The organism is Streptomyces sp. DH41 (assembly GCF_029813785.1).
Lineage (GTDB): Bacteria > Actinomycetota > Actinomycetes > Streptomycetales > Streptomycetaceae > Streptomyces.
Genome location: NZ_JARVKY010000035.1, coordinates 13,306 through 39,579 on the forward strand (window position 1 = coordinate 13,306; position 26,274 = coordinate 39,579).

Annotated in this window: 27 protein-coding genes and 1 pseudogene; 16 read left to right on the forward strand and 12 right to left on the reverse strand. The window is 71.4% G+C overall.

Features of this window, described 5'->3' with window-relative positions:
• Positions 1 to 59 precede the first annotated feature (59 nt).
• Together QC283_RS35945 and QC283_RS35950 are read right to left on the reverse strand one after the other, a co-directional pair.
• Positions 60 to 950 carry a 2-hydroxy-3-oxopropionate reductase gene (locus QC283_RS35945; RefSeq protein WP_279565978.1) on the reverse strand — a complete coding sequence of 297 codons (891 nt, stop codon included), beginning with the start codon at positions 948 to 950 and terminating at the stop codon, positions 60 to 62.
• Between the two features lie 47 nt (positions 951 to 997).
• Entirely contained in the window at positions 998 to 1,855 is an 858-nt protein-coding gene (locus tag QC283_RS35950; protein WP_279565979.1) for a TIM barrel protein, read from the reverse strand.
• A 138-nt stretch (positions 1,856 to 1,993) separates the two neighbouring features.
• Here QC283_RS35950 and QC283_RS35955 point away from each other — a divergent pair, with 138 nt between their 5' ends.
• The 8 genes from QC283_RS35955 (at position 1,994) to QC283_RS35990 (ending at position 9,314) form a co-directional block, all read left to right on the forward strand.
• The gene (locus tag QC283_RS35955; RefSeq protein WP_279565980.1) at positions 1,994 to 2,275 is read left to right on the forward strand and encodes a hypothetical protein; all 282 of its coding nucleotides are present in this window, start codon (positions 1,994 to 1,996) and stop codon (positions 2,273 to 2,275) included.
• Positions 2,272 to 2,640, forward strand: coding sequence for a helix-turn-helix domain-containing protein (locus QC283_RS35960; protein WP_279565981.1), 369 nt, complete (start codon positions 2,272 to 2,274; stop codon positions 2,638 to 2,640). Before QC283_RS35955 ends, QC283_RS35960 begins: the two co-directional genes overlap by 4 nt.
• A gap of 167 nt (positions 2,641 to 2,807) precedes the next feature.
• Positions 2,808 to 3,317, forward strand: a complete 510-nt coding sequence (gene uraD / locus QC283_RS35965; RefSeq protein ID WP_279565982.1) for a 2-oxo-4-hydroxy-4-carboxy-5-ureidoimidazoline decarboxylase — start codon at positions 2,808 to 2,810, stop codon at positions 3,315 to 3,317.
• A gap of 2 nt (positions 3,318 to 3,319) precedes the next feature.
• Positions 3,320 to 3,721: a hydroxyisourate hydrolase gene (uraH, locus tag QC283_RS35970; RefSeq protein WP_279565983.1), complete on the forward strand. Its 402-nt coding sequence runs from the start codon at positions 3,320 to 3,322 to the stop codon at positions 3,719 to 3,721.
• Positions 3,722 to 3,728: 7 nt separating this feature from the next.
• The gene (pucL, locus tag QC283_RS35975; protein WP_279565984.1) at positions 3,729 to 4,664 is read left to right on the forward strand and encodes a factor-independent urate hydroxylase; all 936 of its coding nucleotides are present in this window, start codon (positions 3,729 to 3,731) and stop codon (positions 4,662 to 4,664) included.
• A 65-nt stretch (positions 4,665 to 4,729) separates the two neighbouring features.
• Complete coding sequence (locus tag QC283_RS35980) at positions 4,730 to 6,142, forward strand: nucleobase:cation symporter-2 family protein (protein WP_279565985.1); 1,413 nt, start codon at positions 4,730 to 4,732, stop codon at positions 6,140 to 6,142.
• 70 nt (positions 6,143 to 6,212) lie between these two features.
• Positions 6,213 to 7,613 carry an 8-oxoguanine deaminase gene (locus QC283_RS35985; RefSeq protein WP_279565987.1) on the forward strand — a complete coding sequence of 467 codons (1,401 nt, stop codon included), beginning with the start codon at positions 6,213 to 6,215 and terminating at the stop codon, positions 7,611 to 7,613.
• A gap of 312 nt (positions 7,614 to 7,925) precedes the next feature.
• Positions 7,926 to 9,314 carry a nucleobase:cation symporter-2 family protein gene (locus tag QC283_RS35990; RefSeq protein ID WP_279565988.1) on the forward strand — a complete coding sequence of 463 codons (1,389 nt, stop codon included), beginning with the start codon at positions 7,926 to 7,928 and terminating at the stop codon, positions 9,312 to 9,314.
• Positions 9,315 to 9,400: 86 nt separating this feature from the next.
• On the opposite strand, the gene QC283_RS35995 is transcribed toward QC283_RS35990, so the two are convergent.
• The 3 genes from QC283_RS35995 to QC283_RS36005 form a co-directional block, all read right to left on the reverse strand.
• Complete coding sequence (locus tag QC283_RS35995) at positions 9,401 to 9,823, reverse strand: acyl-CoA thioesterase (RefSeq protein WP_279565989.1); 423 nt, start codon at positions 9,821 to 9,823, stop codon at positions 9,401 to 9,403.
• Positions 9,824 to 9,876: 53 nt separating this feature from the next.
• On the reverse strand, positions 9,877 to 10,524 hold the full coding sequence (locus tag QC283_RS36000) for a hypothetical protein (RefSeq protein ID WP_279565990.1): 648 nt from the start codon (positions 10,522 to 10,524) through the stop codon (positions 9,877 to 9,879).
• Positions 10,525 to 10,630: 106 nt separating this feature from the next.
• Positions 10,631 to 11,233: a histidine phosphatase family protein gene (locus QC283_RS36005; RefSeq protein ID WP_279565991.1), complete on the reverse strand. Its 603-nt coding sequence runs from the start codon at positions 11,231 to 11,233 to the stop codon at positions 10,631 to 10,633.
• Between the two features lie 154 nt (positions 11,234 to 11,387).
• Between QC283_RS36005 and QC283_RS36010 the strand changes: the two genes are divergently transcribed.
• Positions 11,388 to 12,218 (forward strand): helix-turn-helix transcriptional regulator, encoded by an 831-nt coding sequence (locus tag QC283_RS36010; protein WP_279565992.1) that lies wholly within the window; start codon positions 11,388 to 11,390, stop codon positions 12,216 to 12,218.
• A gap of 86 nt (positions 12,219 to 12,304) precedes the next feature.
• Positions 12,305 to 13,354 (forward strand): SMP-30/gluconolactonase/LRE family protein, encoded by a 1,050-nt coding sequence (locus QC283_RS36015; RefSeq protein ID WP_279565993.1) that lies wholly within the window; start codon positions 12,305 to 12,307, stop codon positions 13,352 to 13,354.
• A 62-nt stretch (positions 13,355 to 13,416) separates the two neighbouring features.
• Here the strand turns inward: QC283_RS36015 and QC283_RS36020 are convergent, their stop codons facing one another.
• Positions 13,417 to 14,625 carry a pyridoxal phosphate-dependent aminotransferase gene (locus QC283_RS36020; protein ID WP_279565994.1) on the reverse strand — a complete coding sequence of 403 codons (1,209 nt, stop codon included), beginning with the start codon at positions 14,623 to 14,625 and terminating at the stop codon, positions 13,417 to 13,419.
• Between the two features lie 87 nt (positions 14,626 to 14,712).
• On the opposite strand from QC283_RS36020, the gene QC283_RS36025 reads away from it, so the two are divergent.
• Positions 14,713 to 15,366, forward strand: a complete 654-nt coding sequence (locus QC283_RS36025; RefSeq protein ID WP_279565995.1) for a winged helix-turn-helix transcriptional regulator — start codon at positions 14,713 to 14,715, stop codon at positions 15,364 to 15,366.
• A 93-nt stretch (positions 15,367 to 15,459) separates the two neighbouring features.
• On the opposite strand, the gene QC283_RS36030 is transcribed toward QC283_RS36025, so the two are convergent.
• The 3 genes from QC283_RS36030 to QC283_RS36040 form a co-directional block, all read right to left on the reverse strand.
• Complete coding sequence (locus QC283_RS36030) at positions 15,460 to 16,263, reverse strand: hypothetical protein (RefSeq protein WP_279565996.1); 804 nt, start codon at positions 16,261 to 16,263, stop codon at positions 15,460 to 15,462.
• A complete protein-coding gene (locus QC283_RS36035; RefSeq protein WP_279565998.1) occupies positions 16,263 to 17,537 on the reverse strand; it encodes a VWA domain-containing protein in 1,275 nt (424 codons plus the stop codon). Before QC283_RS36035 ends, QC283_RS36030 begins: the two co-directional genes overlap by 1 nt.
• Before the next feature lie 62 nt (positions 17,538 to 17,599).
• Entirely contained in the window at positions 17,600 to 19,102 is a 1,503-nt protein-coding gene (locus tag QC283_RS36040) for an IucA/IucC family protein (RefSeq protein ID WP_279565999.1), read from the reverse strand.
• Between the two features lie 135 nt (positions 19,103 to 19,237).
• Between QC283_RS36040 and QC283_RS36045 the strand changes: the two genes are divergently transcribed.
• Entirely contained in the window at positions 19,238 to 20,848 is a 1,611-nt protein-coding gene (locus tag QC283_RS36045) for an IucA/IucC family protein (RefSeq protein WP_279566000.1), read from the forward strand.
• An 85-nt stretch (positions 20,849 to 20,933) separates the two neighbouring features.
• On the opposite strand, the gene QC283_RS36050 is transcribed toward QC283_RS36045, so the two are convergent.
• Entirely contained in the window at positions 20,934 to 21,509 is a 576-nt protein-coding gene (locus QC283_RS36050) for a TetR/AcrR family transcriptional regulator (RefSeq protein ID WP_279566001.1), read from the reverse strand.
• 74 nt (positions 21,510 to 21,583) lie between these two features.
• Between QC283_RS36050 and QC283_RS36055 the strand changes: the two genes are divergently transcribed.
• Complete coding sequence (locus QC283_RS36055; protein WP_279566002.1) at positions 21,584 to 22,633, forward strand: zinc-binding dehydrogenase; 1,050 nt, start codon at positions 21,584 to 21,586, stop codon at positions 22,631 to 22,633.
• 370 nt (positions 22,634 to 23,003) lie between these two features.
• Here QC283_RS36055 and QC283_RS36060 read toward each other — a convergent pair whose 3' ends face one another.
• Positions 23,004 to 23,477: a hypothetical protein gene (locus QC283_RS36060; protein ID WP_279566003.1), complete on the reverse strand. Its 474-nt coding sequence runs from the start codon at positions 23,475 to 23,477 to the stop codon at positions 23,004 to 23,006.
• Positions 23,478 to 23,730: 253 nt separating this feature from the next.
• Between QC283_RS36060 and QC283_RS36070 the strand changes: the two genes are divergently transcribed.
• The 3 genes from QC283_RS36070 (at position 23,731) to QC283_RS36080 (ending at position 25,972) form a co-directional block, all read left to right on the forward strand.
• A complete protein-coding gene (locus QC283_RS36070; RefSeq protein WP_279566004.1) occupies positions 23,731 to 24,360 on the forward strand; it encodes a hypothetical protein in 630 nt (209 codons plus the stop codon).
• Between the two features lie 270 nt (positions 24,361 to 24,630).
• Positions 24,631 to 25,161, forward strand: coding sequence for an RNA polymerase sigma factor (locus QC283_RS36075; protein ID WP_279566005.1), 531 nt, complete (start codon positions 24,631 to 24,633; stop codon positions 25,159 to 25,161).
• A 13-nt stretch (positions 25,162 to 25,174) separates the two neighbouring features.
• Positions 25,175 to 25,972, forward strand: a complete 798-nt coding sequence (locus QC283_RS36080; protein WP_279566006.1) for a hypothetical protein — start codon at positions 25,175 to 25,177, stop codon at positions 25,970 to 25,972.
• Positions 25,973 to 26,108: 136 nt separating this feature from the next.
• Here QC283_RS36080 and QC283_RS36085 read toward each other — a convergent pair.
• Positions 26,109 to 26,255, reverse strand: a pseudogene (locus tag QC283_RS36085) (IS5/IS1182 family transposase); the annotation flags it as partial.
• Positions 26,256 to 26,274: the final 19 nt, after the last annotated feature.

The window sequence follows — 26,274 nt, forward strand, 5'->3', positions numbered from 1 at the left end:
GCGCGACAGGACAGGTGTCAGCGACGGCGCCGCCCGGAAGTCTCGTGAGGTCCGTCCGGTCAGACCTGGGCGCCGGACAGACGCTCCACGGCCCGCAGCAGGGCCGAGTGGTCCAGGCCGCCATCGCCCTGGGTGCGCAGCGACGCGACCAGCTGGGCGACCACGGCGCCGACCGGCAGCGCGGCACCGACGTTGCGGGCGGCGTCGGTGACGATGCCCATGTCCTTGTGGTGCAGGTCGATGCGGAAGCCCGGCTTGAAGTCGCGGGCCAGGAAGTTGTCCTTCTTCCGCGTCAGCACGGTCGAGCCCGCCAGTCCGCCGCCCAGGACGTCGAGGGCGGCCTTCAGGTCCACGCCCGACTTCTCCAGGAAGACCACGGCCTCGGCGCACGCCTGGATGTTGACCGCGACGATCAGCTGGTTGGCGGCCTTCACGGTCTGGCCCGAGCCGTGCGGACCGCACAGCACGATGGTCTTGCCCAGCGCCTCCAGGAGCGGCTTGGCCTCGTCGAAGTCGGCCTGCTCACCGCCGACCATGATGGACAGCACGGCCTCGATGGCACCGGCCTCGCCGCCGGACACCGGGGCGTCCAGGACACGGATGCCCTTGTCCTTCGCGGCCTTCGCCAGGTCGACCGAGGTCTGCGGGGTGATCGAGGACATGTCGACCAGCAGGGCGCCGGACTTCGCGTTCTCCAGGATGCCGTCGGGGCCGTAGGCGATGGCCTCGACCTGCGGCGACGCGGGCACCATGGTGACGATGACGTCCGCGTCACGCACGGCCTCGGCGATCGAGCCGGCCACGGTGCCGCCGGCGGCGGACAGCCGGTCCAGCTTCTCCTGCTCCAGGGTGAAGCCGGTGACCTGGTAACCCGCCTTGATCAGGTTCTCCGACATGGGGGATCCCATGATGCCGAGACCGATCCAGGCGACCTTGGGAAGCGTGCTCATGATGGGTACCTCTCTGAAAATCTCTGGAAGTTGCTGCGGGGTGGCGCTCAGCGGGCCGCGCGGGCCCCGGCCGGCAGCCAGGTGAAGGACTCGGCGCTGGGGTTGTCGCCCGGCTTGTACTCCAGACCGACCCAGCCGTCGTAGCCGGCCTTCCTCAGCCGGCCGAGCAGCTCCTCCAGCGGGAGGGAGCCCGTGCCGGGGGCGCCGCGGCCGGGGTTGTCGGCGATCTGGACGTGGCCGGTCTTCGCGGCGTACGCGTCGATCACCCCCGGCAGGTCCTCGCCGTTCATGGACAGGTGGTAGAGGTCCATGAGGAACTTGGCGTTGCCGAGCCCCGTGGCCTCGTTGACCTGGTCGACGACCGCGACGGCGGCCGGCGCCGACACCAGCGGGTACAGCGGCGACTCGGGCTTGTTGAGCGCCTCGACCAGCAGGATCGCGCCGACCCGGTCGGCCGCGCGGGCGGCGAGGACCAGGTTCTCCAGCGCGAGCTTGTCCTGCTCGGCCGGGTCCACGCCCTCGACGCGGTTGCCGTACAGGGCGTTGAGCGCCGTACAGCCCAGCGACTTCGCGAAGTCGGCGGCCACGTCGATGTTGGCGCGGAAGCGGTCCGACTCCTCGCCGGGGACGGACAGGGCGCCTCGGTCGGGGCCGGGCAGCCGGCCCGCGTAGAAGTTCAGCCCGGTGAGCTGGACGCCCGCGTCCTCGATGGCCTTCTTCAGGGCGTCGAGCTCGGACTGCTCGGGGGTGGGCGAGTCGATCCAGGGCCACCACAGCTCGACCGCGGTGAAGCCGGCCGCGGCGGCGGCCGCGGGGCGCTCCAGGAGCGGGAGTTCCGTGAAGAGGATCGACAGGTTGACGTTGAAGCGCTGGTCTGCGGCTGTGCTCCACTCGAAACCTGGCATCGGGTGCCGCGCTCCCTTCCGTTCGATCGTGTTCCGCATTACGGAAGTTCGTTTCTGCTTAATGGAAGATTGCCGTCAGGGCTTCCGCCTTGTCAAGAGGGGGCGGCGGAAACGGTCACCGCGCGTTAGGTTGACCGGGTGCGATTGAGAGTGGAGTTCACGACCGAGCCCTTCGACCTGGACGAGGCACCCGCGCACGCGGTGGTCGCCCGGGAGGTCGTCGAGGCGGCGGAGCTGGACGCGGTCGACGTCGGCCCGTTCGGCAACACCGCGGAAGGCGGCGCCGACGCGGTGCTCACCGCCGTGGACGCGCTGCTGCGCCGGTCCCTGGAGGCGGGTGCCACCCGGATCTCGCTCCAGGTCAACGTGGTCGAGGAGAGCGCCTCCGGGGAGAGCGCGTCCGAGGAGGGTGAGCGGTGACGGGTCCGGGGGAGGAGCCCTTCATCGCGGCCGTGAAGCCCCTGGTCGACGCCATCGGCGGCGAGCTGCTCCCGCCCGACGAGGCCGGCCAGGACGACGTCGTGCTCTCCTGGGAGGGCGCCGACGTCGTCGCCGTACGCCTGCCGCAGCTGGCCGACTCCCTGGACCACATCCTGGCCGCCATGGAGCGCCGGGAGGGCAGGCCGCTGGCCGATCTCGACCGGCGGGCCAAGCAGGAGGCCGTACGCACCCTGGAGGCGCGCGGCGCCTTCTCCGTGCGGCACGGAGTGGAGACGGTCGCGGGCGCCCTCGGCGTCAGCCGCTTCACCGTCTACAACTACCTCAACCGCGAGAAGGGCACCTGACCGAGGACGCATCTCCGACCAGGCACGACCTCATGAACGGCAGGCCGCCGTCCGGTTACCGGGCGGCGGTTTTCGTTACTCCGAATTTTCAACAAAGTGTTGACGGCTTGTTTCCGAGCGCGTTAGCTATCGGCACGCCCGTTCAGCACAAGGCCACGGAGGCTCCCGTGACGTCCATTTCCGCGTCGGGCCTGGCCCGTTTCAACACCCTCGAGGAGTCCGCCGCGCTCGCGGAACTCCACGAGGTGTGTGCCTCCACGACGTGGGCCCGGCACCTGCTCGCAGCCCGCCCCCACGCCACCACCGAGGACCTGTACGCCGCCAGTGACGCCGCCATGGCCGAACTGACGGCGGACGACCTGGCGGAGGCGATGGCCGGGCATCCGCCGATCGGCCGCCCCAAGCCGGGCGACCCGACCTCGTCCCGCGAGCAGGCCGGGATGGCCGGCGCCGCCGAGGAACTCAAGGCGGAGATGCTCGAACTCAACCTGGCCTACCAGGACAAGTTCGGCCACGTCTTCCTCATCTGCGCCACCGGCCGGACCGGCGAGCAGATGCGGGACGCGGCTCTGGAACGGATCGGCAACTCGCCCGAGCAGGAGCGGGAGATCGTCCGCACCGAACTGGGGAAGATCAACCGCATCCGCCTGACCCGACTCGTCGAACAGGACGCCTGACCATGAGCACCAGCACCACCGCCTCCGTGTCCACGCACATCCTGGACACCAGCGTCGGCCGCCCCGCCGGGGGCGTCGCCGTCCACCTCGCCGCCCGCGTCGGCGGCGACGCGGACTGGCAGAAGCTCGGCGGCTCCGCGACCGACGCGGACGGCCGGTGCAAGGACCTCCCGGCCCTGCCGGAGGGCACCACACACGTACGGCTCGACTTCGACACCGAGACGTACTTCGCCAAGAAACAAGCCGCGGCCCAGCAGGACGCCCCCGCGCTCCGGGACAGCGAGAACGGCCGGCCCGTGTTCTTCCCCGAGGTCACCATCACCTTCGCGGTGGTGCCCGGCGAGCACTACCACGTTCCGCTGCTGCTCAACCCGTTCGGCTACTCCGTTTACCGAGGGAGCTGACCGACACATGACCCGTTTCGTCCTGGGACAGAACCAGTACGGCAAGGCAGAGAACCGCGTCGTCAAGATCACGCGTGACGGCGACACGCACCACATCAAGGACCTGAACGTCTCCGTCGCCCTCTCCGGCGACATGGAGGAGGTCCACCGCAGCGGGTCCAACGCGAACGTCCTGCCGACCGACACCACCAAGAACACGGTGTTCGCCTTCGCCAAGGAGCACGGGATCGAGAGCGCCGAGGACCTCGGCGTCAAGCTCGCCCGCCACTTCGTGGACAACAACGAGCCCATCCACCGGGCCCGCATCCGCGTCGAGGAGTACGGCTGGGAGCGGATCGAGACCTCCAAGGGCGGCGCCCGGTTCGTCGGCTCGGAGGAGATCGCCCACTCCTTCGTCCGCACGGGCCAGGAGACCCGCGTCGCGGAGATCACCTACGACGGCCACGGCATCCAGGTCCTCTCCGGCTTCAAGGACCTGACCGTCCTGAACTCGACCAACTCCGAGTTCTTCGGCTACCTGAAGGACAAGTACACCACCCTCAAGGAGGACTACGACCGGATCCTCGCCACCACCGTCTCCACCTGGTGGCGGCACAACTGGGACGGCGTCGACTCGCACGCCCCCGACTGGGACCGCTCGTACAACGGGGTGCGCAAGCACGCGCTCCAGGCGTTCGCCGAGACCTACTCGTACTCGCTCCAGCAGACCCTCTTCGAGATGGGTGTGCGGGTGCTGAACTCCCGCGACGAGGTCGACGAGATCCGCTTCTCCATGCCCAACAAGCACCACTTCCGCTCGGACCTGTCGCCCTTCGGGATCGACAACGACGCCAAGGACGGCGCCGTCTACTACGCCGCCGACCGCCCGTACGGCCTGATCGAGGCCACCATCCTGCGCGACGGCGCCGAGCAACTCATCCCGGTCGACATGACCAACCTCTGACGCGGGAAGCGCGCCGCCGGCCCGGCCCCCCGGGGCCGGTGGCGCGCCACACCGGAGGGAAGACCATGGCACAGCCTGCAACGGAGCCGGCGAAAGGCTCCTGTTCCACCCCGCCGGTGCACACGGAGGACGCCGTCACGTCCGTGCACCCGGTGGACGAGAAGCTCCGCCCCTCGCGGCTCGCCCCCGCCGCGCTCCAGCACATCGCCGCCATGTACGCGGGCGTCGTCACCCCTCCGCTCATCATCGGTCAGGCCTGCGGACTCGACCTGGAGGGCCGGACGCGGCTGATCGCCGCGAGCCTGCTCATCGCCGGTGTCGCGACCCTGCTCCAGACCCTCGGTGTCAAAGGCTTCATCGGAAACCGCCTGCCGTTCGTCAACGCGGCCTCCTCGGCCGGTATCGCGCCCATCCTCGCCATCGCCGAGACCAACGGCGACGGCCGCCAACTCCCCGCCATCTACGGCGCGGTGATGGTCGCCGGCGTCTTCTGCCTCGCCGTCGGCCCGTTCTTCGGCCGGCTGCTCCGCTTCTTCCCGCCCCTGGTCACCGGCGTCGTCATCACCCTCATCGGCGTCACATTGATGCCGGTCCCGGTCGGCTGGGCCCAGGGCGGCGACGAGAGCGCCGCCGACTTCGGCTCGATGCGCAACCTCGCGCTCGCCGCGTTCACCCTCGGCGTCATCCTCGTCATGCAGCGCTTCGGCAAGGGCTTCCTCAAGCAGGTCGCCCTGCTCTTCGGCCTGCTCGTCGGCACCCTGGTCGCCATCCCCGTCGGCATGGCCGACTTCAGCGCCCTGAAGTCCGCGCCGGTCGCCGCGCTGCCCACGCCCTTCGCCTTCGGCGCCCCCGAGTTCCAGCCCGCGGCCATCCTGTCGCTGTGCATCGTGATGCTGGTCCTGATGACCGAGTCGTCCGCCGGCATGCTCGCCCTCGGCGAGATCTGCGACCGCCCCGCCGACGCCAAGGTCATCACCCGCGGCCTGCGCACCGACGGCCTCGCCACCCTGGTCGGCCCCGTCTTCGGAGGCTTCCCCACCTCCGCCTTCGCCCAGAACGTGGGCGTCGTCACCCTCACCCGGGTACGCAGCCGCTACGTCGTCGCCGTCGCCGGCGCCACCCTGCTCGTCCTGGGCGCCTTCCCGGTCCTCGGCGCGGTCGTCTCCCTGGTCCCCATGCCGGTCCTGGGCGGCGCGGGCATCGTGCTCTTCGGGTCGATCGCCGTCAGCGGCATCCGTACGCTGGCCGAGGCCGGTCTCGACGACAGCTCCAACATCATCCTGGTGGCCGTGGCACTCGGCGCGGGCATCATCCCGCTGGCCGCGCCGACCTTCTACGCCGAGTTCCCGGCCTGGGCACAGACCGTCCTCGGCTCCGGCATCAGCGCCGGCGCGCTCGTCGCGGTCGGTCTCAACCTGTTCTTCCACCATCTCGGCACCCGGAGCCGCACCACCGTTCCGGCACTCAAATCCTCCTAGGGTCCTGCCGTGCCCTCCCCGTGGGTACTCACTCCCGCCCATGGGCCCCACTGAAAGAAAAGGAAACAGCATGGCAGCATCATCGGCACCGGAGCGCGCGTCCGAGCGCGTGGTCATCGAGAACTGCGCGATCGCCACGGTGGACGCGGGCGACACCGAGATCGCCTCGGGCCACCTCGTCCTCGCGGACAACAGGATCGAGTCCGTCGGCGCGGGAGAGGCCCCCGAGGGCCTGGAGAACGTGGTGCGCCGGATCGACGCGACCGGTCACCTGGTCACGCCCGGACTGGTCAACACCCACCACCACTTCTACCAGTGGATCACCCGAGGGCTGGCCACCGACCACAACCTGTTCAACTGGCTGGTCGCGCTGTACCCGACCTGGGCGCGGATCGACGAGCCGATGGCGTACGCGGCGGCACAGGGCTCACTCGCCATGATGGCCCGCGGCGGCGTCACCACCGCCATGGACCACCACTACGTCTTCCCGCGGGGCTCCGGCGACCTGTCCGGCGCGATCATCCGCGCCGCCCGCGAGATGGGCGTCCGCTTCACCCTCGCCCGCGGCTCCATGGACCGCGGCGAGTCCGACGGCGGGCTGCCGCCGGACTTCGCGGTGGAGAGCCTGGACGGCGCGCTCGCCGCCACCGAGGCCACCGTCCGGGAACACCACGACGCGTCCTTCGACGCCATGACCCAGGTCGCGGTCGCCCCCTGCTCCCCCTTCTCCGTCTCCACCGAACTGATGCGCCAGGGCGCGGAGCTGGCCCGCCGGCTCGGCGTACGGCTGCACACCCACGGCTCGGAGACCGTGGAGGAGGAGAAGTTCTGCCACGAGCTGTTCGGCATGGGCCCGACCGACTACTTCGAGTCGACCGGCTGGCTCGGCGAGGACGTGTGGATGGCGCACTGCGTCCACATGAACGACTCCGACATCGCCGCCTTCGCCCGCACGAAGACCGGCGTCGCGCACTGCCCGTCCTCCAACGCGCGGCTGGCCGCCGGTATCGCCCGCGTCCCCGACATGCTCGCCGCCGGCGTCCCGGTCGGCCTCGGCGTCGACGGAACCGCCTCCAACGAGTCCGGCGAACTCCACACCGAACTGCGAAACGCCCTCCTCATCAACCGCCTCGGCGCCCACCGCGAGGCCGCGCTGAACGCGCGCAAGGCGCTGCGCCTGGGCACCTACGGTGGCGCCCAGGTCCTGGGCCGGGCCGCCGAGACCGGCTCGCTGGAGCCGGGCAAGCTGGCCGACCTGGTGCTGTGGCGGATGGACACCCTCGCCCACTCCTCGATCGCCGACCCGGTGACCGCCCTGGTCTTCGGCGCCGCCGCCCCGGTCACCGCGTCGTTCGTGAACGGCCGCCAGATCGTCGAGAACGGCCGGCTGCTCACCGCCGACGAGGACGCCATCGCCCGCTCCACCCGGGACGAGGCACGGCGCCTGGCACGGATCGCGGCGCAGGGCTGAACGACACAGAGCTGACGGCACAGAGCTGACAGCACAGAGCTGACAGCACAGAGCTGTAAGTCGCAGAGCTGAAAGACGCACAACCGCACAGCACTTGATCTCCGGCCGGGAGGGACGGCTTCCGGCCGGTAGCCGTGGACCCGAGCGGGGTCCATGGCGGCCGTCTCCGGGGCGTACGCCCAAGCGCGTACGCCCCCGGAGCGGTCACCGTTTCCCCGAACGGTCCGTCCCGGTCCCGCACGACCACCACCCGCACCACCTCCCTGACACCCGCGTCAGAGCCGACGTGTAACCGACCGGAGGAACGCCGCCGTGGCCGACCACCCTGTTGACCAGAAACTCCCGCCACTGAAAATGGCGACGACCGGCCTGCAGCACGTGGCCGCCATGTACGCCGGAGTCGTCGCTCCACCACTGATCGTCGGTGCGGCCATCGGCCTGACCGCCACCGAACTGACCTTCCTCACCGGCGCCTGCCTGTTCACCGCCGGCCTCGCCACCTTCCTGCAGACCCTCGGCATCTGGAAGATCGGTGCCCGGCTGCCCTTCGTCAACGGCGTCACCTTCGCCGGCGTCGCCCCCATGACCGCGATCGTCGCCTCCACCGAGGACAAGTCCGACGCGTTGCCGATCATCTTCGGCGCCGTCATCGTCGCCGGACTCATAGGCTTCTTCGCGGCCCCCTTCTTCAGCAAGGCGATCCGGTTCTTCCCACCGGTCGTCACCGGCACGGTCATCACCCTCATCGGCATATCCCTGCTGCCCGTGGCCTTCGGCTGGGCGCAGGGATCCAGTCCCGAGGCCGACGACTTCGGGTCGTCGACCAACCTGGGCCTGGCCGCGATCACCCTCGTCATCGTCCTCCTCCTGCGCCGCTTCACCCGCGGCTTCGTCAAGCAGATCGCCGTGCTGCTGGGCCTGGTCGCGGGCACGCTCATCGCCATCCCGTTCGGCGTCACGGACTTCGGGCCGGTCGCGGACGCGAGCGTCGTCGGCTTCCCGACCCCGTTCCACTTCGGCGCCCCGCAGTTCCAGCTCGCCGCGATCATCTCCATGTGCGTGGTGATGGTGGTCTCGATGACCGAGTCCACCGCCGACATGCTCGCCCTGGGCGAGATCGTGGACCGCCCGGCCGACGAGAAGACCATCGCGGCCGGCCTGCGCGCCGACACCCTCGGCTCCGCGATCAGCCCGCTGTTCAACGGCTTCATGTGCAGCGCCTTCGCCCAGAACATCGGCCTCGTCGCGATGACGAAGATCCGCAGCCGCTTCGTCGTGGCCGCGGGCGGCGGCTTCCTGGTCCTGATGGGCCTGTGCCCGATGGCAGCCTCGCTCATCGCCGTCGTGCCCCGCCCGGTGCTCGGCGGGGCCGGCGTGGTGCTGTTCGGCTCGGTCGCGGCCAGCGGTATCCAGACCCTGGTCCGGGCGAGCCTCGACAAGGACAACAACGTCCTGATCGTGGCGGTCTCCCTGGCCGTCGGCATCATCCCGATCGCGGCGCCGGAGTTCTACCACTCGTTCCCGGAGAACGCGAAGATCATCCTCGACTCGGGCATCTCGACCGGCTGTCTGGCCGCCGTCCTGCTCAACCTGGTCTTCAACCACATCGGCGGCCGGGAGAAGGAGGCGGAGGACGTGACCCATCCGATGGAGGCGGGAACGGAGATCACCGAGGCATCCCGGGCCCCGGCCACGCCGTGACCCCGAGGGCGGCCTGACGCGGTGGGACGGCGCCTCGGACCGATGCGCCGTCCCACCGCGTCAGGCCCTCGGGGAGAGCCGGCACGTCACGCCCCGAACAGCCCCGGCTCCGCCGCCAGTTCCTTGAACCGCTCCCGAGGGTTCGCCACCAGCCTGCGCTCGCGCAGGTCCATCAGACCGCCGACACCCTCGACCTCGGCCGCGACCGTGCCGTCCGCCTTGCGGATGACCTGCCGTATCCGGAAGGTCTTGCCCTCGCCCCACTCGAACGCGCAGGACACCGTGACCTCGTCACCGGCGAGCAGCTCCCGCCGGAAGCGGATGGTCGTCTCCAGCGCGACGGGGCCCACACCCCGGGCCACCAGATCGGCCTGCCGGATACCGGCCGCCCGGAGCAGCGACCAGCGGGCGTGCTCGGCGTAGTTGAGGTAGACGGACTGGTTCAGGTGGCCCTGCGTATCGGTCTCGTACCCGCGGACCGCCACGGGTACGGAAAACGGCTCGCTCACCGCTGCTGCCTCTCCTCGTGGACGTACTGACCGGTCGATCCTGGCACGAGGCGTCACACCTTCCGCGGGGAGGCCAGCAGGTAACGGGCCCGCGTGCGCGGCTCGGTGTGCTCCCCGACCTGCCACCCCACCCGCTCCAGCGTCGCCGCACAGTCCCGCAGGGCCGCGCCGTCCGGCTCGTACACGGCGACGGCGTCCGGCTGGGGCGTCGCGCGGACCCGGTATCCGTCATCGCCGTCCGGCCCCGCCGGACGATGCCCGGCCGCCTCCAGCGCGAGGGCGGCGGCGCGCACGAGATGTGCCCGCTCCCATCCGCAGGGACGCTCCGTGCTCCCGTCGGAACGCGTCATCCGGCGCAACTCCAGCAGCCCCTGCCAGGCGCTTCGCACCTCACGCAGCCGAGCCGGCCCGGCGTCGCCCGGCACGGCCTCCTCCCCGCCCACCCGCGCGGCGAACACCCCGCCGACGGCGACGGGCGCTGCCGGCTCGGCCGTCTTCGGCGCCTCGGGCCCGGCGGGGGACTCCCGTATCCGATGGCCGGCCGGCGTCAGGAAGTGGTCGTGCGGCGGGCGCGGATGCCGGAAGGCGAGCCCTCGCCTCACCAGCGCCGCGAGCTGCGCCTGTGTCCCCTTCAGACGGCCGGTGACGGCGTCGGCGGCGTCGATGACGCGCCGCTGCGCGGCGGTGGGCGACAGTGCCACGGCGTCCTCCTTCCCTCACCGCTGAGGCCTTCGAAGCCGGCGACCCCGAAGCCGGCGACTCCTACGAAGCCGGCCAGTTCTCCGAAGCCGGCGACTCCTTCGAAGGCTACGACGGAGGTCTGACATTCCACGCGGCGACCACCGGCCGCGCGTGCTCCGTGCCCAGCCGGCACAGCGTGCCCGTGCCCAGCTGGAACAGCGCCCCGTGCGACGCCGGAAGCCCCAGGTACCGCGCGGTGAGCGCCCGCAGGAAGTGCCCGTGCGCCACCAGCACCACGCACCCCTCCGTGTTGGCGAAAGCGGCCTCCACCCGGGCCAGCACCCGGTCGGCCCGGTCGCCGACCTGCTCCGGCGACTCCCCGGGACGGTCCGGCGGCCCGGGCTCGACCCCGTCGGTGAACAGGAACCAGTCCGGCCGGCTCCGGTGGATCTCGACCGTCGTGATGCCCTCGTACCCGCCGTAGTCCCACTCGTGCAGGTCGGGGTCGATCCGCACCTCCTCGTGCAAGCCGATCAGCTCGGCCGTCTCCCGGGCCCGCTGGAACGGGCTGACGAACGCGGCCCCGATGCGGTGCGACCGGATCAACGGCACAAGACTCCGCGCCTGCTCCCGCCCGTGCTCGGTCAGTGGCACGTCCGTCAGCCCGGTGTGCCGCCCGGACCGCGACCACTCGGTCTCTCCGTGCCGGACCAGAAAAAGATCACCCATGCCGACCAGGCTACGGAAGGGAGCCCGGCGATCGGTGCGCATACGTCCGCGTGTGCCGTGTCCGTGCCACGCCGGGCCCGGGATCCGCCGGGCCCGGGGGCCCGGAACCCGGGGACGGCGAAACCGGGGTACACAGGGAGGCGATAATGAACCCATGCAGTCACGCGGCGAGTTGGGAGACTTCTTACGCTCACGGCGGGCCAGGATCCGGCCCGAGGACGTCGGTTACGCCTCCGGCTCGGGCCTGCGGCGCGTGCCGGGGCTGCGCCGTGAGGAGCTGGCACACCTGGCGGGGGTGAGTATCGACTACTACGTACGCCTGGAGCAGGGCCGCAACCGCGGCGTCTCGGACACCGTGCTCGGGGCGGTGGCCGCCGCCCTGAGGCTGGACGAGGACGAGCGCGCCCATCTCTTCCGGCTGGCGCGGCCCCAGAAGCCGGAGCCGGACACCAAGCGGACCGCCCCCGAAGAGGCCGCGCGCCCCGGGGTGCGCAGGCTGCTGGACTGGATCACCGCACCGGCGCTCGCCATGGGCCGCCGGATGGACGTACTGGCCTGGAACCGGCCCCTGTGCGCCCTCATCACCGATTTCGCCGCACTGCCCGTGGCCGAGCGCAACCTGTGCCGGCTCCATCTGCTGAACGACGAGATCGGCAGCCGCTACCCCGACCGCGAGATGATCGCCCGCGAGGCGGTGGGCCATCTCCGCATCGCGGCGAGCCGCTTCCCCGAGGACCCCGAACTGTGGCGGCTGGTCGAGGAACTCAACCAGGGCAGCGAGGAGTTCCGGCGCCACTGGCAGCGGCACACCGTGCGCACCAAGTCCCACGGTCTCAAACGCATCGACCACCCCGAGGCCGGCCCGCTCACCCTCTCGTACGAGATCACCCACTTCCCCCAGGACCCCGAGCTGAGTCTCCTCGTCTACACGGCCGCTCCGGGCACGCCCGAGGAGGAGGCACTGCGCGTCATGGCCAAGGCGTAGGCCGGTGAGGGGGCACCGGGAGTACCCAGGTTCGCCGTGTCCCCGGTGAGACGGAGCGGAGGGAAGCGGACCCCGACCGCCCCAGGATGGGCAGAACCACCCGCCCCGCCTACCCCACCGAGGCCTCCATGCGCCTGCTCGCGTCCGCCCTGGCGACCGTCACCGTGCTCGCCCTCACCGCCGCCACCGGCTCCCAGGCCGCCGCCGGCTCCGAAGCCGCCACCCGTTCCGGATCCGCCACCGCGCGGCTCCCCGACCACTACGTGATCCCGGGGGAGAAGGCCTTTCCCACCGGGGTGGCCTACGACCCGCGCAGCGGGCACTACTACGTGGGCAGCGCCCAGGACGGCACCCTCTACCGGGGGCATGTCCGCAAACCCACCGCACGGGTCTGGTCGCCCGCCGGGCGGGACGGACGTTCCTTCACCGCCGGCATGACCCTCGACGGTGAGGGACGGCTGTACGTCAACGGGGGCGGCACGGGCACGCTGCGCGTCTACGACTCGGCGACCGGCACCCTGCTGACCACACAGCACGGCGCGAAGGGCGGGTTCGTCAACGACGTCACGGTGGCCGCGGACGGCACCGCCTACGTCACCGACTCCTTCAAGCCGGTCGTCTACCGCCTGACCGAGGACGAGCGCGGCCGGTGGAAGCTGGAGCACTGGCTCGACGTCGACGCCTCGGGCGTCGACTGGATCGACGGCCAGCACAACCTGAACGGCATCGTGGCGGTCGGCACCCGCCACCTGCTGGCCGTGCAGAGCAACACCGGGAAGCTGTGGCGCATCGACCGCTCCACCGGCCGGACCGCCGAGGTCGACCTCGGCGGCCACACCCTTGTCAACGGCGACGCCCTGGCCTGGAGGGACGGCCGCCTCTACGTGACCCAGGGCAACCTGTACGACGATCCCGACACCGAGCCGCAGGTCGCCGTCGTCGAGATGAACGACGACCTCACAAGCGGCCGGTTCCTCCACGGTCTCGTGCCGCCGGACGGTCTCCTGCATCCCTCCGCCGCGGTCATCACCGACCACGACCGCCTTCTCGTCGTGAACAGCCAGTACAACCGCTGGGTCGCCGGTCTCCCCCCGGAGAGCCTTCCCTTCACGGTCTCCAGCCTGCCGATCGGGTAGCGGACGACGACCGGCACCCGCCGCACGGGCCGCCGCCCGGGGCGCCGCTCCCCGGGCCGCGGCTACTGCCGGTACCCGCCGAGGAAGCGCCCGATCCGCCCGATGGCCGCCTCCAGGTCGTCCGCGTGGGGCAGCGTCAGGATGCGGAAGTGGTCGGGGGACGGCCAGTTGAAGCCGGTGCCCTGGACGACCTGGATCTTCTCCCTCAGCAGCAGGTCCAGGACGAACTTCTCGTCGTCGTGGATCTTGTGCACGGCCGGGTCGAGGCGCGCGAACGCGTACAGCGCGCCCTTCGGCTTCACACACGACACACCCGGGATCTCGTTCAGCTTCTCGTAGGCCACGTCCCGCTGTTCGCGCAGCCGTCCGCCCGGAGCCGTCAGCTCGTGGATGGACTGGCGGCCGCCGAGCGCGGCCTGGATGGCGTACTGGGCGGGCGCGTTGGCGCACAGCCGCATGGAGGCCAGCATGGTCAGGCCCTCCAGGTAGTCGCGGGCGTGCTGCCGCGGGCCCGTGACCACCAGCCAGCCCGACCGGAAGCCCGCCACCCGGTAGGTCTTGGACAGGCCGCAGAAGGTGAGGACCACCAGGTCGGGGGCGAGCGCGGCGGCCGAGTGGTGCACGGCGTCGTCGTACAGGATCTGGTCGTAGATCTCGTCGGCGAAGACCATCAGGCCGTGGCGGCGGGCGAGGTCGAGGATGCCCTCGACGATCTCCTTGGGGTAGACGGCGCCGGTGGGGTTGTTGGGGTTGATGATGACGACCGCCTTGGTGCGGTCGGTGATCTTCGACTCCATGTCGGCCAGGTCCGGGTACCACTCCGCCTGCTCGTCGCAGAGGTAGTGCACCGCCTTGCCGCCCGCGAGGGTCGTCACCGCCGTCCAGAGGGGGAAGTCGGGGGCGGGGATCAGGACCTCGTCGCCGTCCTCCAGCAGGGCCTGTACGGCCATGGAGATCAGCTCGGAGACGCCGTTGCCCAGGAAGACGTCGTCCACGTCGACCTCCAGACCGAGGGCCTGGTAGCGCTGGGCGACGGCCCGGCGGGCGGAGAGGATGCCGCGCGAGTCGGTGTAGCCGTGCGCCCGCGGCAGCATGCGGATCATGTCCTGGACGATCTCCTCCGGCGCCTCGAAACCGAAGACCGCCGGGTTGCCGGTGTTCAGGCGCAGCACGCTGTGCCCCGCCTCCTCCAGCGCGTTGGCGTGCTCTATCACCGGGCCGCGGATCTCGTAACAGACCTCGCTGAGCTTGTTCGACTGCCGGAATTCCATGCGGCGCTTCCCCTCCGGTATCTGGTGTTGCTTGGTTTTACCAAGTTGGAGCTTGGAAAGTCCAACAACTTGTCTACACTGCGTCGCATGTCACCTCGCCGAAGCTACGACCAGTACTGTTCCGCCGCCCGCGCGCTCGACACCGTCGGCGACCGCTGGACCCTGCTGATCGTCCGGGAGCTGCTCGCCGGTCCGCGGCGCTACACCGACCTGCACGCCGACCTGCCGGGCGTCAGTACGGACGTACTCGCCTCCCGGCTCAAGGACATGGAGCGCGACGGGCTGACGACCCGGCGCCGGCTGCCCCCGCCCGCGGCGGCGTACGTCTACGAACTCACCGTACGGGGGCGCGCGTTGCTGCCGGTGCTGGAGGCACTGGGCGCGTGGGGCGCCGACGATCTGGGGGAGCGGCGGCCGACGGACGCCGTACGGGCGCACTGGTTCGCACTGCCCCTGCTGCGGGCGCTGCGGGAGGCCGGGGCGGGGGAGGGGCTCGTCGAAGTGCACGCGGACGAGGGGGACTTCCACCTGTACGCCGGTATGGACGGGGACGGGCCGGTGTACGGCGACGGGCCCGCGCCGGGGGAGCCCGACGCCCGGCTGGTGCTGGACGCGGGGACGTGCGCGGCGCTCAGCCGCGGGGAGCTGGGTCTGCGGGACGCGGTGCGGGACGGGCGTGTCGGGGTGACCGGCGACGGCACGGTCGCCAAGGCGCTCCGGGAGGTGCTCCGGGAGGGATGAGACGGCGGAAGGCCCGCCGGGGGCGGGCCTTCCGCGATGACCCGCACGGGGCGGGCCTTCTGTGATGACCCGCAGGGGCCTTCCGCGATGACGTCAGACGGTCGGCGGCATCCGCGACGGCCGCCCCGACCCGCGGGTCAGCGCGTACCCGCCGATGCCCGCGAGCGCGGCCAGTACGCCGCCGATCCCGGTCCACACCCACCGGTCGGACCACCAGCCGGAGGACCAGCCGTCCTCGGGCTCGATGGCGGACAGCACGGCGCCGCCCCCCGAGTCCTCCTCCTCGGCCGGGGACTTCATCGCCACCCCCGGTACCAGCGGCTCGGCCAGCGAACCGTCCACAGCCGCCGCCCCGCCGATGTCCTTGGAGTCCACGCGGACCTCGGCGGAGACCGGGACACCCAGGTCGGCCGTCGGCAGGTTCACCGCCGTCAGCCGGATGTAGTACGTACCCGGCAGCGGGTCGTTCGCCCACGGCTGTGACCACGCGCGGACCGTCCGCAGCACACAGGCCAGCTCCACGGAGGAGGCGCCGGCCTGCGCGGTGCGGCTCTGCGCCCCGTACTGGCAGGCCTGGCGGCGGCGCAGACCGTCGTACACGTCGATCCGCCAGGTCTCGGCGGCATGCGTCTCGGGCAGCTTCACCGTGGCCTTCACGGTGGGACGCTGGCCGGCGTCCGCCGGGAACGACCAGTACAGGTAGTCGCCCGCGGAGCCGTTCGCCGTGGCACGCTGCCCCTGCTCGAACTCGGCGGCCGTACGGAAGGACGTACCCGCCTCGGTCGGCGCGCCGCCGTCGTCCGACGGGCCCGCGGAGGGCGAGGAGTCGGCCGCCGCGGGGGTCGCGGCCAGGCCGAGCAGCAGCGCCGCCGTACTCAACGCTCGGGTGAAACGCATCAGTTGGTCCTCCAGACCGCGAGCCGCCAGCGCGACAGCCAGCCCCACAGCAGACCGGCGACGAAACCGATGAGCACCAGCACACCGAGCAGCCACCAGCCACGCCCGAGGCCGAAGGAGGCCACGTCGTCGGAGTCGCCCGGACCGTCCACGACGTCGACGGTGAGCTCCAGCGGCAGACCCGGCGTGGTCTTCACACCGGAGGCGACGGAGAAGGAGTTGGTGACCTGGAGGCACACGGTCTCGGCGGCCGGCTTGTCCGTGTCCGCGTCGTCGAGCTCCGGCTTCGGGTAGCGCAGGCCGGTGGAGAGCACGTCGGTGCGGCCGTTGCCCGCCGCCTCACCGCGCACGATCTCCCGGCCGTGCACCGTCACCGCCCGCAGCAGCACCCCGTAGGACGGGTTCACGGTCCGGTCGGCGCCCACGCTCACCGAGGCGCGCAGCTCCTGCCCGGGCAGCACGTCCACCCGGTACCAGCGCTGCTTCCCGAACTCCTCGCGGTCGGTGTACAGCCCCGACTTCAGCGTCGGCGCCTTCGCGCAGGCGTCCGCGCCCTCGGTGGCGACCGGCGTCACCACCGGGTCGGCCGCGCGGTCCACCAACTGGTTCACCTTGTCGGTGAGTTCGTCGGTGTGCTCGACCGAGGTGTACGTCCCGCCGGTCGCCTCGGCGATGCAGCTGAGCTGCTGCCGCATCTTGGCGTTGGGGACCAGGCCCAGCGTGTCGATGGTCAGCCCGATGCCCTTGGCGGCGATCTCGCGGGCCACCTCGCACGGGTCGAGCGGGGCGCAGGTGTCCTCGCCGTCGCTGATCAGCACGATGCGTTTGGAGCCGTCGCCGCCGTCGAGGTCGTCGGCCGCCTCGAGGAGCGCGGGGCCGATCGGCGTCCAGCCGGTGGGCGCCAGCGTCGCCACCGCCGTCTTGGCCTCGGTGCGGTCCAGCGGGCCGACCGGATAGAGCTGGGCCGTGTCCTTGCAGCCGGTCTTGCGGTCGTCGCCCGGATAGTCGGCGCCCAGGGTCCGGATCCCGAGCCGCACCTCCTCGGGCGTCGCGTCGAGCACCTCGTTGAACGCCTGCTTCGCCGCGGCCATCCGGGTACCGCCGTCGATGTCCCGCGTCCGCATCGAACCGCTGACGTCGAGCACCAGGTTGACCTTCGGCGCGTCCTCGCCCGTGGGTTCACCGGCGGCCGCCGAGGCCGGGAAGGCGATCCCGGCCGTCAGCGCGGCGAGCAGGGCACAGGCACCCGCCGCCAACCGTGTTCTTGTGATCATCGGCGGATCCTATTGATCACTGGGGCCGGGCTCCAAAACGAGACCGCGACGACACCCCGGCCTCACCGCCGACGCAGCGGATTGGGCAGCTCCGCCCACAGATCCCCGCCGCTCCCCGGCGAAGTACGCATCAGTGTCAGCGCCTTCACCGGCAGCGGCTCCTCGCGCAGGGCCAAGGCGTCCGGGGTGCGCGGAAGTTCACCCACGACCGCCTCCAACGCGTCCCGCAGCGCCGCACCCGAGCCCACCGTCGCCGCCAGCGCGCCTCCCACCAGTGAGCCGAACAGCTTGCGGCGCAGCGCCACCGGATCGTCGGTGAGCATCCGGGCGGGCAGGTCCGGGGCGTCGATGCCGTGGCGGGCCAGGCGCGCCGGGCTGACGCGGATGTCGGCCAGGTCCCGGTAGACCAGGCGCACCGGATCGCCCGCCGGGGACAGCACCACGAGAAGGTTCTGGCCGTGCGCCTCCAGGGCCACGCCCAGCTCCAGCAGACGCAGCCCCACGGTGAGGGCGAGGCGGGCGAACCCCGCCCGCCAGGCGGGGGAACCGGACAGTCCGGTGCTCGCCAGCGCGGCCACCGGGACGACGTGCTCGCCGGGGGCCGCGTGAACCATCGGCGACTCGCGCAGCACGGCGGCCAGGTCGGGGGAGCCGGCGGCCACCGCGCCCAGGGTGCGGGTGACGTGCAGCAGCCCGTCCGCGCGCGCCGCCAGCGCCTGTCCGAAGTCCGACACATGGGCCGACGCGGCGATCGAGGCGACCGAGATGTCCCGCACCGAGGACGTCAGCCGGGCGCTCAGCGCGGTCTTGACGTGCGGCCCGCCGGGCACGGCGAGTGTCCGCAGGGACATCAGAGGGTGCGCGGCCGGCCCCTCCTCGCACGGCCCCCCGAGCACGTGCGCCGCCTGCCACGGATGCACCGGGACCAGCACCTTCGACCCGTCCCGCAGCTCCCGCGGCCACGACCCCGACACCACGCACCCGGCCGCCGGGACCGGCACCAGCCCCAGCCCCACCACCGGACCGTGCTCGGGCCCGTAAGCGAGCTGCTCCGCCACCGAGAAGCCCGGCCGGGAACGGCAGTTCGGGTGGTACGGATGTCCGTCGACCACCCGCCGCTCCCAGCCCCAGTCGTTGGCCGGCCACTCGTCCGGGTGAATCTCCTGCCCCGCCCGCGACAGCGCCAACGACGCGACACTGTGCCCGAGTTCCGCGGCGAAACCCGCCGAGTGCGGTGCGGCGAGGTCCGTCACCAACCGCGCCGGATCGTCGTACGCGGTCTCGTCGAGCCGTACGACGCGGACGTACGCGTCCGTGCGGTACGGGTCGGCCACCGGACCGGCCAGTCGGCGGCCGTCCCCCAGGCGCATCACGAGTCCGCCCCCGGCGGCGGGCTCCCGGCCCGCGATCCACGGCAGTGGTTCATGGGCGAAGGCACGCCACAGCCGGGACAGCACGGCCGCGCGGGCGCCGGGCAGTTCGGCCGTGAACCGGTCGACCAGACCGGGGCGGAGGGCCGCCAGCTCGTCGGCGACCTCGACCGCTGCGCTGGGGGGACGATGCACGGGCGGGCTCCTCGGGTACGAGTAGGACGTTACGAGCAGGACGTCACGGGGGAGGGACGGCGACGGACATACTGATCGTCTCCGGTAACTCCGCCACCTCCGCCATGGACAGCATGGACAGACCGTAGGGAACGAGTGGAACGCGTGGATCTCCTGCCCCCGCCCACCGGCGCCGACGCCGCCTTCCGGGACGACGTCGCGGAACGCGCCGACGCCTACGCGGCGGTGCCGCTGCTGAACTGCCTGCTGCGCGAGGTGGCCGAACCCCTGCCGGGCCCCGGCCCTCTGCCCGACTCCGGCCCCCGGCCGACTCCCGGAGCTCGCCCGGACCCCGGCCCCCGGCCGGCCCCGGGCACCCGGCGGGTGTACCGGCTGCCCGGCGGCCGGCTGCTCCGGGTGCGCGAGGGCCGGCGGCCCGCCGAGCCGGAGGTGCGCGGGGCGGACGGCTGGCACCGCGTCGGCCACGCCGAGCTGGTGAAACTCGTCGCGGAGGAACTGCGCCGGCACACCGGCCTGCCCAATCACGAACTGCCCACCGAGATGACCGACAGCCGCGACGCGGTGGCCGCGCTCCTGACGGCCCGCGCCCGCGCCACCCCGCCCGACGACCCGTATCTCCGCTCCGAGCAGTCCCTCCTCACCGGCCACACCCACCACCCCGCCCCCAAGGCGCGCGGCGGCGGCCCGCACTCCGGCTGGCTGCCGTACGCGCCCGAGGCCCATGCCCGCTTCCCGCTGACGCTGCTGGCCGTACGCGAGGACACGGTCGTCGACGAGGGCGACACCGCCGCCCTGGACGCCCTCGGCAGGACCCCGCCCGGCTACCGGCTGCTGCCCGCCCACCCCTGGCAGCTGAACCTGACAGCGTCCGCCCTCGCCCCCGCCTTCGCCGACGGCCGCCTCCTGCGTCTCGGTACGACCGGATTCTTCACCTGGCCGACGGCCGCGATCCGCACGGTCTACGCACCCGACCACCTCCCCGGGCAGGACCTGTTCCTCAAATTCAGCCTCGACGTGCGCATCACCAACGACATCCGCCGCCTGTGGCGCCACGACCTGCTGAGACTGCGCCGCACCGACACGGCGGTCACCGAGGCCTTCGACGCCGTCCCGCCCCCGGCGGCCTGGCTCGGCGACCGCGGCTACCGCACCGCGGACTTCGCCTTCGAGGAACTGGCCGTCGTCGTCCGCGACGGACTGCGCGACCGCGTCCTGCCCGGCGCGACCCCGCTGCTCGCCGCCGCGCTCGTGGAGGGCTTCCCGGACAACCCGCTGGCCCGCACCACGGACCCGGCGGCCTGGTGGGAGGCGTACCTCGCCGCCGTCGTCCCGCCCGTCCTGAGCGCCTTCGCCGACGACGGAGTCGTCCTGGAGGCACACCTGCAGAACACGCTGGTCGCCGTGGACGTCTCCGGCACACCGGTGCAGGCCCTCTTCCGGGACGCCGAGGGCGTCAAGCTCCTGCCGGACACCTCCCGCCCGGACGGCTGGGAGCGGCTGGTCTACTGCCTCGTCGTCAACCACCTCTGCGAGATCGCCGCCGCCCTGGTCGAACACCACCCCGGCCTCGACCCCTGGCCCGCCGCCCGCCGGGTCCTGAGCCGCCACGACGACGTCCCCGAGATCCCCGCCCTCCTCGCCTCGCCCACCCTCCCCGGCAAGACCAACCTCCTGCTCCGCTGGACGGGCGCGGACGGCGCCGGCGCCCGCTACCGGCCGTTGCCCAATCCGTTGCTGGGGGCGTGAACCCCGTCGGACGAGCCGGGTGCCGGGGAGCGCCCCGCCCGGCGTCCGACCGGGACGCCTCGACCGGGAGCGGGCTCGGACCCGCCTATCGGAGGGGTGGTGCGGTGGCCCGAACGAGGGCCCGCGCCGCGTCAGTGGTCGCCGGGAGGGTGTCGAGCGCCAGCGGCTGCGCGGCGAGAGCGCCCTCGTGTAGCACGAGGAGCTGGGTGGCGAGGGTGGTCGGCTCCGAGCAGCCCGCCGCGGTGGCGAGTCCCTCGAACAGGTCGCGCAGCCAGAGCTTCTGGTCCGCGGCGATGCGGTGCGCGGGGTGCGAGGGGTCCGGGAGTTCGGCCAGCGCGTTGATGAACGCGCATCCGCGGGTGTTGTTCTCGCTCCAGGTCCGCAGCGCGTGGAAGGGCGCGATGACGGCCTCGACAGGACCGTCACAGGCGTCAACGGCGGCCCGGACGAGTGACTGCCAGCGATGACCGCGTTCCGCCAGGTAGACCGACACAAGGTGGTCCTTCGAGCCGAACCGGTTGTACAGGGTCCGCTTCGTCATGCCTGAGTGCTCGGCGATCAGGTCCACGCCGACCGCCGTGATCCCGCGGTTGTAGAACAGCTCCTCGGCGGCCGCCACGATGCGGCGCCCCGCCGGTGTCATGGGCTGTGCTTCCTGCATTCGACGTACCTTTACCGATCGGTGTACCGTGGTGGGAAGTTCACAGATCAGTATACCTGCGAGGAGGTTGAGTGATGGGTGTCCCCGAGACCATGCGCGCGGTGCGGATCGCGGAGCACGGAGGGCCGGAGGTTCTCGAGCTGACGGAGGTGCCCGTGCCCGTCCCGCGGACAGGCGAGGTACTGGTCCAGGTCAGCGCGGTGGCGCTGAACAACACCGACCTGTGGACCCGGGAGGGCGCCTACGGCCGCCCGGGGGACCCGCGGGCGCTGTCGGGCTGGCGAGGCCCGGTCGATTTCCCGCGCACCCAGGGCGCCGACGTGGCCGGCCGGGTCGTGGCGGTCGGCGCCGATGTGGACGAGAGCGTCGTCGGCCGCCGAGTGGTCGTCGACCCGGCGATCTACGACACCGAAGGCCCGGACGCCAACCCGGTGGGCCTGATGGGGAGCGAACGCGACGGCGGCTACGCCGAGTACGTGACCGCGTCGGCGGCGCGCGTGCACGACGTGACGGAATCCCCGCTCACGGACGATCAGCTCGCGACGTTGCCGACCGCCTACGGCACGGCTCTGGGCATGATCGAGCGGGGCCGGCTGCGGGAGGGGGAGACCGCCCTCGTCTCGGGAGCGTCCGGCGGTGTCGGCATCGCGCTGGTGCAGATCGCCCGCGCGCGAGGCGCGAGGGTGCTCGCCATCAGCAGCGGGTCCAAGATCGGTCCGGTACGCGAGGCGGGCGCGCACGAAGTCGTCGACCGCGCGGGAGACGTCGCCGGGCAGCTCCGCGCCGCCGCCCCGGAGGGCATCGACGTCGCCCTCGACGTCGTAGCCGGGGACCTGGTGGGTGAAGGGCTGCCGCTGCTGCGCGAAGGCGGCCGGTGGGTCGTCGCCGGTGCCCTCGGCGGGTACGACGTGGCTTTCGACGTGCGCCGTCTCTATCTGCACAACGCCCAGGTGATCGGCTCCTCGATGCACACGCCGACGCACTTCGACCTCCTGATGGACCTGGCCCGTCGGGCTGAGATCCAGCCCGTCGTCGCCGCGGTGTTCCCACTGGACCGGGCCGCTCAGGCGCAGGAAGAGCTCGCCCGCAGGGGTCACGTGGGAAAGATCGTCATGCACCCGTAGACCGCGGCCCGCGTGACCGACCGACCCCGCGGTGACCGTGGCTCGGCGGTTCGGGCACGCATCGCCGACGATCACCCCCGGTTCCTGTGCTCACTTCCCGGCTCTTGAGCACCCCAGGAGCGTGTATATGCAGCCGCCGACGCCTCTGACCTGCGGTGATGCTTGTCTCGGCGCCTTTCAGGCGTGTGCCGCGTCATGCAGATGTGTGGCTCGTCGGGGATGGTGGCCCGGGAATGGTCCGGATCTTGGTGGCAGTCGCCTGGTGACAGGAGGCAGTCGGGTCCTGCGTTGACCGTTCGTCGACTCCTACCGCCTCGCCACCACCCGGGCTCGAGCGGAACGCGCAGGCGTCTGAGCACAGTCCGACTGGCTATCGAACCGGCCCGCACTCATCGACGATCACGGTCGGCTCTGACAGGAAGACATCCCGGTCGACGGGGCCGTAAGCGATGTTGAAGGTGTCGAGCCAGTACGACCATCCGCGGATTCCCAGGGCGCTGGTGAACCGGTAGTTCAACTGCCAGCGGACCCATTGTCCGGGAAGCAGTCGAACTGCCGGCGGCCTGCGCGGCCGAGGTGGCAACCCGAAGAGCGGCTCCACACGAGCGAGTACTCGGAGCCGATCACCTTCGTCCCGCAGGCTGACACTGACCTCGCGATGGTCCTTCTGGCCCGAACGTGGCTCGAAGCCGTCACGCTCGGACATCTGGACGAAGTGGGCAAACTCGGAGGGTACCTGGGGCAATGAGAAGCCGACCGGCACCGCGTTCCTGCGGGCAGCGGCCTCCCCGCCCCGAGATCGCTTCGTCCAGGACGTCTTGATCCATTGCACTGTGATGTCCACTGCACCTGCCTTTCGCCGACAAGCGGTTCTAGAGCGCGAAGGCCACCTCCAGGACTCGAGGAAGCACGTCGATCGATCATCGCCAAGGACCAGGAGGAGCGGGAACACAAGCTGGGAGCCTGGATCGGAAATCAGCGGAGCCGGCCGCGACGCTGACGCCGGAGCGGATCGAGCAGCTGTCCAAGGTCGGCGTGCGATGGACGTGACGGCGTCACCGTCGTCACGGTCGTCGTAGCCTGAGGCCGCTGTCGCGGTGGAACGCACCAACAACACGGGGGGTTTCATGGAGTGGGGAACGATCGTCACCGTCGTCGTCGGAGGGCTTATCGGCCTCAGCGGCGACACCATCGGGCGGGTTGGAGCCCGCCGCCAGGCTCAGCGGGCGCGGCAGGAAGCGTTGGAAGATGGCGAGATAGCGCGAAGGCAGGCCATTGAGGACGAGAGCCGAAGGGCCAGGACGGACCGGCAGCGCAGCGCGGTGGAGAACATCCTGGGCGCCTACCTGAAAAACCCCGTCATGCTCGTCAACCAGGCCCCCGAAGACACCGTGGAGAGCGCTGCCAAGATCTGCAACATCCTGGGGTTCGAGCAGTCTTTCCTGCTGGATAGGGAACTGCGCTTCCGTGTCGCGGAGATCGTCTATCTCCTGGACATCGCCCTGTCCAGCGGTGTGCCCGGGTTCTCCCTCCCGGAAGTGGTCTTCCTGTCCAGAAGTGAGACGCGGATGCTGATGGGTGCGTCGTCCCGAGGGGATGAACTGCCCGACTCGATCGAGGGATGGCAGGAGATCCGGCGGCTGCGCCCACAGATCGAGGCGCAGTGGCAGTCGAAACTACGTGACAGCGGCTCGTCCATCACAGTCCCCCCGCTGTCCGTCTACTGAAGTACCCGGTGCCGTCGTCTGCGGCCTCGCGCAGCCCCCTCAGAGCGCCCTTTCCGGGCGGGGATCTATCGCCTCATGACAGTGGAGTCCGATACCGGTGCCACGCCGGTGTCAGCGGCGGACCGCCACGTCCCTTCACTGTGACCGGCGGAAAGACGGCCAATGGCGACTGTCGACCAAGCCGCGCCGGACCAGGGAACTCGCGTATCCGGGTCTGTTGCACTTGTGCCCGTGGTGGACATGTATGGGCAGGCGCTACGGAAGGAAGCCATGCCAATCGACACCGAGGCCCAGTTCACGGACGTGTACCGGGCTCACTACGAGGACGTGCTGCGGTTCGTGCGCCGCCGTGCCCACCCGATGAACGTGGACGACATCGTGGGAGAGACGTTCCTTGCCGCGTGGCGACGCCGACACGAGCTTCCCGCTGATCCGCGGCCTTGGCTGTTCGGTGCGGCACGCAACGTGATGCTGAACGCGGACCGCACCATGCGCCGTCAGGCCGCACTCGTGGTTCACATCCAGGCCACCGAGGCCCGCGGCCACGAACGCGCAGTCGACGCCACGGCTCAGGTGGACAGCCGGATCGATCTCGCCGCCGCCTGGCAGTCACTCACCGCGGCCGACCAGGAAGTCCTCGCGCTGCACATCTGGGAGGGGCTCAACGCCCGGGACGCGGCCACCGTCCTCGACTGCACTCGCGCGGCCTACGCCATGCGCCTGACGCGCGCCAGGCGACGCCTCACCAGCCGTCTCGACCCCGCCGCCCCCGCATCGCCCGCCCTCGCGCCCACGCACTGACAGGAGCCCCCTCATGAAGCCTGACCTCCTCTCCCGCCTGGCTGAGCTCGACTCCGCACCGCGCACCGAACTCTCCACCGCCGAACTCGACCGCAAGGAACAGCTGCTGCTGACCGTTCTGAGCGACACCGACCGGCCCGGCCGCCCAGTCGCCACCGCTCATCGCCGCCCGCTTGTGCGACGCGCGGCGTACACCATGGCGGCCGGGCTCGCCGCGGGAGCCGCCCTGCTCGCGGTGACGGCCGATCCGCCCGGGCAGGGCGGAGCCGGACCCCTGTCAGCGACGGAAGTAGCCGCCTGGACCGGCATCGCCGACGACTCGAACGACGCGCACATCTCCTTCGGCTGGTGCCTCGAGAAGACGAAGGACGTCTCCGGGGCGGGAGGATGGGGCAACGTCAGCAACGCGGACCTCCGCGGAACCACCACCTCCATGATCGTCACGCGACACGGCGACGCCGCGTACTGCCTGGCCGGTTCGGACGGCTCGGGCGTGGCGGTGCCCATCGGCCCGGCGGTCGACGCACCCGCGAACGGCATCACACTGGACGCCCAGGGCGCCCGTGGGAGCGGCTCCGCTGGATTCCGTTACGCGGTCGGGTCGGTGGGCGCGGACGTGAAGGAGATCACCGTGCGCGACCAGGGACGCACCGTCCACGCCACGGTGCAGCAGATCCCGTCGCTGCCCTACGGCAGGTGGACCGCCTGGTGGCCGGACAGCGACTCCCACGACCGGCTCACCGGCACCCTCACCCTCACCCTCAAGGACGGCACGACTCGGACCATCGACGGAGAATCACTGACGAAGTGACGGAGCCGGACAGCAGCGAATCCGGACCCACCGCGCCCAGCTCCGCTCCACCTCGAGATTGATTACGGGACAGCCCAAAGGGTGTTGCAGAAGGCCGTGATCACGCAGGCTGAAGCGGGCGGCTGACCTGCTGGGTTCACGCGGTGAGGGCGAGGTCGTGCATGCGGGTGACGGCCTGGACGGCGTGGTGGAGGCTGTCGCCGCGTTGGCGGCAGTCGCGGAGGATCTTGTAGTTCTTCATGCGGGAGAAGGTGTGCTCGACGCAGGCGCGGACCTTGCGATGCTGCTGCTGGTGGGTCTCC